This window comes from Burkholderia sp. Bp8984, from assembly GCF_003853755.1.
In the GTDB taxonomy this organism is placed as follows: domain Bacteria; phylum Pseudomonadota; class Gammaproteobacteria; order Burkholderiales; family Burkholderiaceae; genus Burkholderia.
The window spans coordinates 1-11,108 of record NZ_QTQN01000052.1; the positions used below are offsets into that span (position 1 = coordinate 1).

Genomic DNA, 11,108 nt, shown 5'->3' on the forward strand with positions numbered 1-11,108 from the left:
AAGATGAACGACATCGGCCGCGTCGCGCTGACGCTGCAGAAGCCGATCGTCTGCGACACCTACGATGCGCACCCGGGTACGGGCGCGTTCGTGCTGATCGACGAGGCGACGCACCATACGGTCGCCGCAGGCATGATCCGGGCGTTCTCGGCGTAACCGGCATGACCGGCATTCAGCGCCGCCCTCGCGGCCGGTTCAGTCGCTGCCGCCGTTGACGACCATCGTCTCGCTTCGTGAAGTCGCGCGAACCGTCCGGTCCGTCGACACGACGGGCATTGCTGCGTCGCGCGGCGCAGAAGCACGGCAACCGCGTTGATGTACCGACCTCCCGAATCGCCCCGATCCGACGACAAACCGGAATTCGTCTGATAATACGAGCGGCGATTCCCGCGAACGCGCAATCGTCCGAATCCGCCGTACCGTTGCACAGGCGACCGGGCGGCAGCATCGCCGCGATTGTGTCTTCACCCGACGCAATCCGGAAATGAAACGGCGTCAGGCCCACCTGGTCGTTCGGAATGTGCCCAGCGCCGTTCAAATCCCCACTCGACGCCCGCGCGATACGGCGCCGACCACAGGAGGTGAACGATGATCACGCTGACCGTCAACGGTAGCGAACAGCATTTCGACGCCAATCCCGACATGCCGTTGCTCTGGTATCTGCGCGACGTCCTCGGCCATACGGGCACCAAGTTCGGTTGCGGGATGGCGCTGTGTGGCGCGTGCACCGTGCATCTCGACGGCACGGCGATTCGCGCGTGCATCACGCCGGTCGCGGTCGCCGCCGGCAAGCGCGTGACGACGATCGAAGGGTTGTCGACCGACCTGCCCCACCCGCTGCAGCAGGCCTGGCAGGAACTGAACGTCGCGCAATGCGGCTACTGCCAGTCCGGCCAGATCATGCAGGCCGCGTCGCTGCTGAAGACGAACCCCCATCCGAGCGACACCGACATCGACGACGCGATGTCCGGCAACATCTGCCGCTGCGGCACCTATACGCGCATTCGCGCGGCGATCCGGCTGGCGGTGCGCCGCGGAGGTGCCGCATGAACGCGCCGGAACTCTCCGTCCACAACGAAAGCCGCCGCGCTTTGCTGCTCGGCTTCGCCTCCGGCGGGCTGTTGCTCGCATTCGGCATGCCGTCGCTCGCGCGTGCGGCCGTGGCGGTGCAGCCGCCGGTCAGCCCGGATCCGCAGTACGGCGGCGCGGGCATGCCGCACGGATTGCGCGACGATCCGAACCTGTTCGTCGCGATCGCGCCGGACGGCACGGTCACGGTGACCTGCATCCGCTCCGAGATGGGGCAGGGTGTGCGCACGAGCGTCGCGCTCGTGGTTGCCGACGAACTGGGCGCGGACTGGGCGCGCGTGAAGGTCGCGCAGGCGGTCGGCGACGAGCCGCGCTACGGCAACCAGAACACCGACGGCTCGCGTAGCCTGCGGCAGAGCTTCGCGGCGCTGCGCCGCGCGGGCGCGGCCGCGCGCACGATGCTCGAGCAGGCCGCGGCGGCGACGTGGGGCGTCGACGTGCGTCAGGTGAAGGCGACGGTGCACGAGGTCGTCGATACGAAAACCGGGCGCAAGCTCGGCTTCGGCGAACTGGCCGCGAAGGCGGCCGCGCTGCCGGTGCCCGATACGAAAAGCGTGCCGTTGAAGGCGCCGGCCGAGTTCCGCTATATCGGCAAGGGCGAGACGTCGTTGATCGACGGACGCGACATCGTCGGCGGCCGCGCGCGCTACGGGATCGATACGCGGCTCGACGGGATGCTCCATGCGGTCGTCGCACGTCCGCCGGCTTATGGCGATACGATCGCGTCGTTCGACGCGTCGGCAGCGGAGAAGCTGCCGGGTGTCGTCAAGGTCGTGCAGCTCGCGTCGACGCCGCTGCCGTCCGGGTTCCAGCCGCTCGGCGGCGTAGCGGTGATCGCGCGCGACACGTGGACGGCCATCCAGGCGCGCGCACAGCTGAAGATCGACTGGAAACACGGACCGCACGCAGGCTACGACTCGGCCGCCTACCGCAAGACGCTCGAAGCGGCGGCCGCGCAGCCGGGCGACGTGATCCGCAACGACGGCGATACGGCCGCGGCGCTCGCGAGCGCCGCGAAGCGGGTGCGCGCGACGTACTACATCCCGCATCTCGCGCACGCGACGATGGAGCCGCCGGCGGCGGTCGCGCGCGTGGCCGACGGCCGCTGCGAAGTGTGGACCTGCACGCAGGCGCCGCAAACCACGCGCGACGAAATCGCGAAGGCGCTGGCGCTGCCGGTCGAGCGGGTGACGGTCAACGTGACGCTGCTCGGCGGCGGCTTCGGCCGCAAGTCGAAGCCCGACTACGTGGTGGAGGCCGCGCTGCTGTCGAAGGCGGTCGGCGCGCCCGTCAAGCTGACCTTCACGCGCGAGGACGACATCGCGCACGACTATTTCCACGCGGTGTCGCTGGAAGCGTTCGAAGGCGGCCTCGACGCGGCGGGGAAGGTGGTCGCATGGCAGCATCGCACGGTCGCGCCGTCGATCCAGTCGACCTTCAGGGCCGGCGTCGTGCACGAGCAGCCGGGCGAGCTCGCGCAAGGCATCGCGGATCTTCCGTTCGCAATCCGAAACGTACGGATCGAGAATCCGGCCGCGGACGCGCACACGCGGATCGGCTGGTTTCGTTCGGTGTACAACATTCCACACGCGTTCGGGATTCAGAGCTTCGTGGCGGAGCTCGCGCACGCGGCGGGCCGCGACCCGAAGGACTTCCTGCTCGACCTGATCGGGCCGGCGCGACGTTTCGAGCCGCACATTGCGGTGAAGAACGTGAACTACGGCGAGGATCCGGCGTTGTATCCGGTCGATACGGGACGGCTGCGGCGCGTGATCGAGACGGTCGCGCGCGAAGCCGGCTGGGGGCGCAAGCTGCCGAAAGGGCGGGGGCTCGGCATCGCCGCGCATCGCAGCTTCGTGTCGTACACGGCGGCCGTGTGCGAAGTGCAGGTCGGCGCGGATGGCGCGATTACGGTGCCGCGTGTCGACATCGCGATCGACTGCGGGCCGCAAGTGAACCCGGAGCGCGTGCGCTCGCAGCTCGAAGGCGCGGTGGTGATGGGGCTCGGCATCGCGCTGCACGGCGAGATCACGTTCAAGGACGGGCGCCCGGAGCAGAGCAATTTCAACGGCTTCCAGGTACTTCGGATGAACGAGGCGCCGCGTGAAATCCGCGTGCACCTGGTCGCACCGGACGACTATGCGACGCCGCTCGGCGGCGTCGGCGAGCCGGGGCTGCCGCCGGTCGCACCGGCGCTGACCAACGCGATCTTCGCGGCGACGGGCACGCGCATCCGCAGCCTGCCCGTCGCGGACCAGCTCGCGAAGCCGAAAGCGGCGTGATGCCGTGCTGCGCGCCGGGCTGTCCGCAAGGCCCGGTGCGTATATCCGCCCGTGCGCCCGCCGTTGCGTGCGGCCCGTTCATGCACTCTGTTTGCATATCAATTCGACGGATTCCATCGGGCCGATCGGCCGCCACGACAATCGCTTTCCGGCATCAACTGCGGGAATTCAATCTCGACATTTGCGCCCAGAATTCCATCTGAAAATAGAATCAATAGCCCTCTGATATCGGGTTTGCCCGATGGTGCGGTATCGTACAAAGAGGGGCCGGAAAGTGTCGGATCATTGGCCCGTGAATTCATTTTTTGTAAGAAATTCATTGAGCAAAACCTGACGCGGCTCAATCATTTCTTGAGGGTTGATTGGGCGGCTGGTAATCGGTGCGTATCTGATTTTTTGCTGATTATCGGGCAAGTATTCATTCGCGTTTTCATTCTTTTGTTCCGCGACGTGCATGGTGCCGTGAGGTCCACGCATGGGGTGTCTGCTCGTCTGCAGATTGAAGTCGTCGAACCGGATGCCGGGCGGCGCGAGGATTAATTGCATATCGACAAACAGCCGGTTTGTCGAATGCTGATCGATCGTGAGGGCGTTGCGAAAGAATTCATCGCGATATTCTATCCGATGGGACGTCGCACGCCATCTGGCTGGAATTATCGATGAAATACAAGCGGGCGATAGAGTCGTTTCGTTCATAAATTTAACATATTTAACGTATTGATCTACGTCGCGATTCGCGGCGTGGTTCGATGCCCCGCTAGATGGGTTATCTAGCATTCTCAATCTGGAGAAACGCAATGCAAGAACTGAATCAGCAGGAAATCGCACAAGTTTCCGGCGGCTACTACGGCGGCGGCTCGATTTTCGACACGCTGGGCAACGTGGTCGAGCTGTACGGCCAGACGCTCTACAACGTCGGCGAAGCGCTGACGACGGCTGTCGTGGGCACGGGCAACGCACTGCTCGGCCTGCTGGGCGGTCAGCACGCGTAAGCCGAACGCGATTTCCGTGCGATGGCGCGCGTTGCGCCGCCATCGCGTGAATCGCGGGGCCGCCGCGGCACCGGAGCGGGGTGCCGCGGCGATCTTCCCGGGCAACCGGAACGCATCCCGTCGAACCCAATTGACAGTCAGTCATCCCGTATCTTGACGAACCCGACTTCTCTCTTCCGGCACGAAGCACAACAGGCGCAGCGCGCCGGCGCGCTGGGCGAGATCGTGCTGGTGCGCCCCGTGTCGCTGACGCTGCTGGCGGCCGCCGCGGTCGCGATGGCCGCGTGCGTGCTGCTGTTCTTCACGTTCGGCACCTACATGCGTCGCACGACGGTCAGCGGCGTCGTGATGCCGGATGCGGGGCTGGTGAAGGTCTATGCGCTGCAGCCGGGGATCGTCGTCGCGCGCGACGTGAAGGAAGGGCAGCACGTCGCACGCGGGCAGACGCTCTATACGGTGTCCACCGACCTGCAGAGCGCGGCGCAAGGCGCGACGCAGGCCGCGCTGATCGCGCAGGCGCGGCAACGCAAGGCGTCGCTGCTCACGGAAATGGACAAGACACGCAGCCTGCAGCAGGACGAACGCGCAACGGTGCGCGCGAAGATCGTGAGCCTGGGCGGCGAGCTTGCGCAAATCGACGATCAGCTCGCGGCGCAGCGGTTGCGCACGTCGATCGCGGCCGACGGCGCGAAACGCTATCGCGGCCTGCTGGCCCAGGACTACATCTCGAAGGATCAGGCGCAGCAGCGCGAAGCCGACCTGCTCGACCAGCAGTCGAAGCTGAACGGGCTGCTGCGCGAGCGTGCGTCGACGGCGCAGTCGCTGACGGAAGCGAACAACCAGTTGGCCGGCCTCGACCTCAAGCAGCAGAACCAGCTCGCGCAGATCGACCGCAACGTGATCGACGTCGACCAGAACCTGATCGAAAGCGAGGCGAAGCGCCGGATCGTCGTCACCGCGCCGGAAGCGGGCGTCGTGACGGCGGCGATCGCCGCCGTCGGCCAGTCGGTCGATACGTCTAGGCCGCTCGCGAGCGTGGTGCCGGGCGGCGCGCGCTGGCAGGCGCACCTGTTCGTGCCGAGCACGGCGATCGGCTTCGTGCGGGTCGGCGAGCCGGTGCTGGTCCGCTACCAGGCGTTCCCGTACCAGAAATTCGGCCAGTATCGCGCCGAGGTCGTGTCGATCGCGCGCACGGCGCTGTCGGCGGCCGAACTCGCGAACGACGGCGGCCCGGCGGCGACGCCGGGCGAGGGGCGCGACGCGACCTTCTATCGCGTGATCGTCGCGCTCGATGCGCAGCACGTCACCGCGTATGGCGCGCAGCAACCGTTGCAGGCGGGCATGACGCTGCAGGCAGACATCCTGCAGGAGCGCAGGCGCCTGTACGAATGGGTGCTGGAGCCGCTTTACAGCCTCACCGGCAAACTCTGACGAGGTCGCGCATGGCACTACTCGATCGACTCTCGTTCGGCCTCGGCCGCCAGCTGCCGATGATCCTGCAGACGGAGGCCGCGGAATGCGGGCTCGCGTGTCTCGCGATGGTGGCCGGCTATCACGGCCATCACGTGGATCTCGCGACGCTGCGCGGGCAATTCCCCGTTTCGCTGAAGGGCGCGGGGCTCGGGCGCGTGATCGAGGTCGCGCAGCGCCTCGCGCTCGGCACGCGCGCGGTAAAGCTCGATCTGGCGCAGCTCGGCCAGCTTCGCCTGCCGTGCCTGTTGCACTGGAATTTCAATCACTTCGTCGTGCTGAAGGAAGTGAGCGGCAAGACCGCGACGATTCATGACCCGTCGCACGGCGTCCGCAAGGTGCCGCTCGCCGAAGTGTCGCGCGCGTTCACCGGCGTCGCGCTCGAACTGTGGCCGGCCGCCGGGTTCGCGCCGCGCGCGGCGCGGCCGGCGGTGAAGCTGCGCGAACTGCTCGGCCCGGTGTCGGGGCTGTCGCGCTCGCTCGCGCAGATCCTCGCGCTCGCGATCGCGCTCGAAGTCTTCATGCTGGTGCAGCCGTTCTTCCTGCAGTGGGTGATCGACGAGGTGATCGTCAGCGCCGATCGCGACCTGCTGACGGTGCTGGCGCTCGGCTTCGGCCTGTTGCTGCTGATGCAGCAGGCGACCGGCACGATTCGCGCGTGGGCGCTGATGTACGTCGGCGTCACGCTGAACATCCAGTGGCGCGCGAACGTGTTCACGCACCTGCTGAGCCTGCCGGTGCGCTACTACGAACGGCGCCATCTCGGCGACGTCGTGTCGCGCTTCGGTTCGATCGACACGATCCAGCAGACGCTGACCACGTCGTTTCTCGGCGCGGTGATCGACGGGCTGATGACGATCGTGACGCTCGCGATGATGTTCGTGTACAGCCGCGTGCTCGGCCTGGTCGCGCTGGCGACGATGGCGCTGTACGCGCTCGTCCGGTGGCTGTGGTACGGACCGCTGCGGCGCGCGACCGAGGACCAGATCGTGCACGCGGCCAAGCAGCAGAGCCATTTCCTCGAAACGGTGCGCGGCGTGAAGACGATCAAGCTGTTCAACCGCCAGACGGAGCGCCGCGCGAGCTGGATCACGCTGCTGGTCGAGCAGGTCAATGCGAGCCTGCACGTGCAGAAGCTGCAGATCTTCTACCAGCAGCTCAACGGCCTGCTGTTCGGCATCGAGAACGTGCTGATCATCTGGCTCGGCGCGCGCATGGTGATGGACGGCCAGTTCACGGTCGGCGTGCTGATGGCGTTCAACGCGTACAAGAACCAGTTCGACAGCCGGGTCGGCAGCCTGATCGACAAGTACTTCGAAGTCAGGATGCTGCAGCTCCAGGGCGAGCGGCTGGCCGACATCGTGTTCGCGCAAAGCGAGCCGGACGCGAGCCTGCGCAGCGTGCCGGGCGAGGCCGACGCGCTCGATGCGAGCATCGAGATCGACGCGCTGTCGTTCCGCTACGCGGACGGCGAGCCGCTCGTGCTGGACGGCGTGAGCGCGACGATCGCGGCGGGCGAGTCGGTCGCGATCGTCGGGCCGTCGGGTTGCGGCAAGACGACGCTGATCGGCGTGCTGCTCGGCATCCACGAACCGACGGGCGGCACGGTGCGGATCGGCGGGCTCGACGTCGGCCGGCTCGGCATCGAGCGGCTGCGCGCGCTGGTCGGCACGGTGCTGCAGGACGACGTGTTGTTCGCGGGCTCGATCGCGGACAACATCAGTTTCTTCGATCCGGACGCGGACCCGCGCTGGGTCGCCGAATGCGCGCGCGTCGCGGCCGTGCACGACGACATCGCCGCGATGCCGATGGGCTACAACACGCTGGTCGGCGACATGGGCACGGTGCTGTCCGGCGGGCAGAAGCAGCGCGTGCTGCTCGCGCGTGCACTGTACAAGCGGCCGGGCATTCTGGTGCTCGACGAAGCGACGAGCCATCTCGACATCCAGCGCGAGATGCAGGTCAACGCGGCCGTCACGCAGCTCGCGATGACGCGGCTGATCGTCGCGCACCGGCCGGAGACGATCGCGTCCGCGCAGCGCGTCATCATGCTGCAGGGCGGCAAGGTCGTGCTCGACCAGTCGACCGCCGCGATGCGCGCGGCGATGGCGGCAAGGACGTCCGCCGCTGCACCCGCCGCGCCGCAGCCGGCGACGCATGACGCCGGCGCGGCGGAACCGGTCGCGGGGCGCTGAGCGATGAAGCGTCCCCTCGCTACCGTGCTGGCTGTCGTCGCGCTCGCGGTATCCGCGCCGCCGGCACGCGCGCAGTTGCTCGACGTGTACGGCACGCGCAATGACGTCGCGGCCACGCCGGCCGGGTCGATGGCGTCGGCCACCGCGTGCGGCGCACAGCCTGTCGACGCGCGGCCGCTCGCGCTCGAGGACGCGATCCTGCTGGCGATCTGCTCGCATCCGCAACTGAGCCGGACACGGTCGGATGCGCGCGCGGCGGCGGCCGAGGTCGGCGTGTCGAAGGCCGCGTACTGGCCGACGCTCAATGCGACGGCGGGTGTCGAGCGCGACAACCTGACGACGAACTACAGCGGCGGCTATTCGCAGGACCAGCGCAGCACCAGCCGCTACGGCATGCTCAACCTGAGCTGGGTGCTGTTCGATTTCGGCAAGCGCGGCGCGACGCTCGACCGTGCGCGCGCGCTGCTGCGCGCGGCCAACGCGGCGCACGACGATGCGCTGCAGAGAGTCTTCTACGACGCGGCGCAGGCGTTCTATGCGCTGCGCGACGCGCAGGCGGCACTCGCCGCCGCGCAGGCGGTCGAGCACGCGGCGCAGGAGAGCCTCGCCGAGGCGAGCGCGCGGCACGACGGCGGCGCGGGCACGCTCGGCGACGCATTGCAGGCGCAGACCACCTACCGCAAGGCGCTGCTCGATCGCGTGAGCGCGGAGGGCGACCTGCAGAGCGCGATCGGCACGCTCGCGACGACGCTGGGCGCCGACGCCGATACGCCGCTGCGCATCGCCGACGCGGAACCGTCGCCCGATCGCGACGACTTCACGCGCGGTGTCGCCGACCTGATCGCCGAAGCGAAGCGCCATCACCCGAAGCTGATCGCCGCGCGCGAAAAGCTCGAAGCGGCGCGCGACGAGGTGCGGGCGGTGCGCGCGCAGTCGTTGCCGACGATTTCGCTGACGGGCAGCGTCGCGCGCAACAACCCGTCCTACCAGCAGCAGGCGTCGTTTCTCCAGTTGCGGAGCAGTCACAGCAGCTCGATCGGCATCCAGGTCTCGATTCCGCTGTTCGAAGGGTTCGCGTCGGGCTACCGGGTCGCGCAAGCGAAGGCGCAAGCGGACGCACAGGAAGCCGACGTGCGCAATACCGAACTGAAGGTGTCGCTCGACGTGTGGAAGAGCTACCAGAGCCTGCAGACCGATACGACGAACCTGGACAACTCGCGGCATCTGCTCGATACGGCGCTGCATTCGCTCGACATCGCACGTGGCCGCTACAAGGCCGGAGTCGGCACGTTCACGGAATTGCTGAACGCGCAGTCGGCGCTCGCGGATGCGCGCCGGCAGCGTGTGCTCGCGGTGTCGAAGTGGCGGATCGCGAGACTGAAACTGGCCGAGAGCCTCGGGAGGTTGGGATTATGGAACGACGCGGGCTGAACGGCGCCGGGCCGGACGCGAGCGGCGCGCAAGCGCGCGGCTGCGCGTTCCTGTTCCCGGGACAGGGCGCGTTTTATGCGGGCGCGCTGCGGCAGCTGGGCCGCGAACACTCGAGCGTGCGGCTGACGCTCGACATGCTCGACGCGGTCGCGAGCGAGCGCCTCGGCCGCCCGCTGACGGGCGCGCTGTGGCGTGACGATGCCGGGCTCGACGTCTGGCTGCACGAAGTGCCCGATCTGCTGCAGCTCGGGATTTACGGCGCGTCGGTCGGGATGTTCGGCGTGCTGCGCGAGCACGGCGTGACGCCCGACGTGCTGATCGGACACAGCTTCGGCGAGATCGCGGCGCTGGTGTGCGGCGGCATGTATTCGATCGAGCAGGGCGCGCGGATCGTCTGCGACCGGATTGCGTCGTTGCAGGCGGCGGCGCCGGCCGACGGGATGATGGCCGCGATCTCGACGGGTGCCGACGCGACGCGCGAGCTGATCGACGCGAGCGCCGTCACGCACGCGGTGCGCAACGTGTGCGTCGCGGTCGAGAACCATCCGTCGCAGACCGTCGTGTCCGGCCCGCGCGACGCGCTGGAGCGCTTCGTCGCGGCATGCGCGGCACGCGGCGTGACCGCACAGACGCTCAGGTCTCCGTATGGATTTCATCACCCCGATCTGGCCGGCGCGCGCGAACAGTTCGCCGCGCGGCTCGCCGCGTATCGGCACGGCCCGCTCGCGATTCCGGTGTATTCGCCGATCCTCGGCCGCCGCTACAGCGGCGCCGACGATCCGGGCGCGCGGCTCGCGTCGCATTTCGTGCTGCCGGTGCGGTTCGCCGATGCGATTCGCGCGGCGTGCGCGGACGGCATCGGGCGCTACGTCGAATGCGGCGCGCTCAACGCGTTGGCGCGCATCGTCGTGCGCATCGCGGGACCCGGCACGGTCAGGACGTTCGGCGGCCCGTCGAACGCGACCGAGGAATCGAGCGTCGTCACGACCATCACCCGTTATTTCCAGGAGGACAGCATCATGAAGGACGATATTCGCATCGGCAACGCCGGCTCCGGGTTCGACGCGTTCTGGCATGCGCGCGGACCGCACATCGTCGACTGGCTCAAGGGCGAGCTGCGTCACGCGTTCGATGCGGCGAGCACGGCGCCGGCCGGCGCCGCGCCGGTCGCGGCACCGACGCTCGCCGCATTGGCACCGCAGGCCGAGCCGCTCGGCGCGTCCGCGCCGCGCCTGGCGGCGGTGGCCGTGGCCGCGCCGACCCTGACGGCGGTGCCGGCGCCGTCGGCGCCGCACGAACCGCTCGCCGCGGCGAAGCCCGCCCACGTGCCGCGCGAGCGGCTGTTCACGGAGCTCGTCGATATCTACGCGCAAGCGATGGAGTATCCGGCCGAGGTGTTCTCCGAAACGATCGAACTCGAAGCCGAACTCGGCATCGATTCGGTCAAGCAGACCGAGATCATCCAGCGCATCACCGCGCGCTACGCGCTGCCGCCGCTGCCGGCCAATTTCCGTAGCGGCGATTTCAAGGCGATGGGGCAGATCGTCGATTTCGTCTACGAGAACCAGGGGAAGGCGGCCGCCTGACGGCCGTGGGCTGAAACGTTGGTCGGCAGGGGGGGCCCTGCCCGTAATGACAAGTTCTCGATA

The 11,108-nt window shown here is 68.1% G+C and carries 10 protein-coding genes; 8 read left to right on the top strand and 2 right to left on the bottom strand.

Translation table 11 applies throughout. From position 1 onward, the window contains the following. The 3 genes from DID98_RS33070 to DID98_RS33080 all read left to right on the top strand — a co-directional run. A partial coding sequence (locus DID98_RS33070) for an elongation factor 1-alpha C-terminal domain-related protein (protein WP_409362342.1) occupies nucleotides 1-156 on the top strand: 156 nt, incomplete at its 5' end. A 432-nt stretch (nucleotides 157-588) separates the two neighbouring features. Beyond that, nucleotides 589-1,050, top strand: a complete 462-nt coding sequence (locus DID98_RS33075; RefSeq protein WP_124572047.1) for a (2Fe-2S)-binding protein — start codon at nucleotides 589-591, stop codon at nucleotides 1,048-1,050. Next, a complete protein-coding gene (locus DID98_RS33080) occupies nucleotides 1,047-3,371 on the top strand; it encodes a xanthine dehydrogenase family protein molybdopterin-binding subunit (RefSeq protein WP_124572048.1) in 2,325 nt (774 codons plus the stop codon). The genes DID98_RS33075 and DID98_RS33080 overlap by 4 nt, the downstream gene beginning before the upstream one ends. A gap of 98 nt (nucleotides 3,372-3,469) precedes the next feature. Here DID98_RS33080 and DID98_RS33085 read toward each other — a convergent pair whose 3' ends face one another. Both DID98_RS33085 and DID98_RS33090 read right to left on the bottom strand, forming a co-directional pair. Then, complete coding sequence (locus tag DID98_RS33085; RefSeq protein WP_124572049.1) at nucleotides 3,470-3,691, bottom strand: hypothetical protein; 222 nt, start codon at nucleotides 3,689-3,691, stop codon at nucleotides 3,470-3,472. Then, complete coding sequence (locus DID98_RS33090) at nucleotides 3,654-4,067, bottom strand: hypothetical protein (RefSeq protein WP_124572050.1); 414 nt, start codon at nucleotides 4,065-4,067, stop codon at nucleotides 3,654-3,656. Before DID98_RS33090 ends, DID98_RS33085 begins: the two co-directional genes overlap by 38 nt. 101 nt (nucleotides 4,068-4,168) lie before the next feature. Between DID98_RS33090 and DID98_RS33095 the strand changes: the two genes are divergently transcribed. The 5 genes from DID98_RS33095 (at nucleotide 4,169) to DID98_RS33115 (ending at nucleotide 11,045) form a co-directional block, all read left to right on the top strand. Further along, entirely contained in the window at nucleotides 4,169-4,363 is a 195-nt protein-coding gene (locus DID98_RS33095; RefSeq protein WP_044844870.1) for a hypothetical protein, read from the top strand. Nucleotides 4,364-4,516: 153 nt separating this feature from the next. Next, the gene (locus tag DID98_RS33100) at nucleotides 4,517-5,794 is read left to right on the top strand and encodes an HlyD family secretion protein (RefSeq protein ID WP_185640921.1); all 1,278 of its coding nucleotides are present in this window, start codon (nucleotides 4,517-4,519) and stop codon (nucleotides 5,792-5,794) included. Nucleotides 5,795-5,805: 11 nt separating this feature from the next. Continuing rightward, nucleotides 5,806-8,028 (top strand): peptidase domain-containing ABC transporter, encoded by a 2,223-nt coding sequence (locus DID98_RS33105; protein WP_124572052.1) that lies wholly within the window; start codon nucleotides 5,806-5,808, stop codon nucleotides 8,026-8,028. A gap of 3 nt (nucleotides 8,029-8,031) precedes the next feature. Continuing rightward, the gene (locus tag DID98_RS33110) at nucleotides 8,032-9,459 is read left to right on the top strand and encodes a TolC family protein (protein ID WP_124572053.1); all 1,428 of its coding nucleotides are present in this window, start codon (nucleotides 8,032-8,034) and stop codon (nucleotides 9,457-9,459) included. Beyond that, nucleotides 9,441-11,045, top strand: coding sequence for an acyltransferase domain-containing protein (locus DID98_RS33115; RefSeq protein WP_124572054.1), 1,605 nt, complete (start codon nucleotides 9,441-9,443; stop codon nucleotides 11,043-11,045). Before DID98_RS33110 ends, DID98_RS33115 begins: the two co-directional genes overlap by 19 nt. Nucleotides 11,046-11,108: the final 63 nt, after the last annotated feature.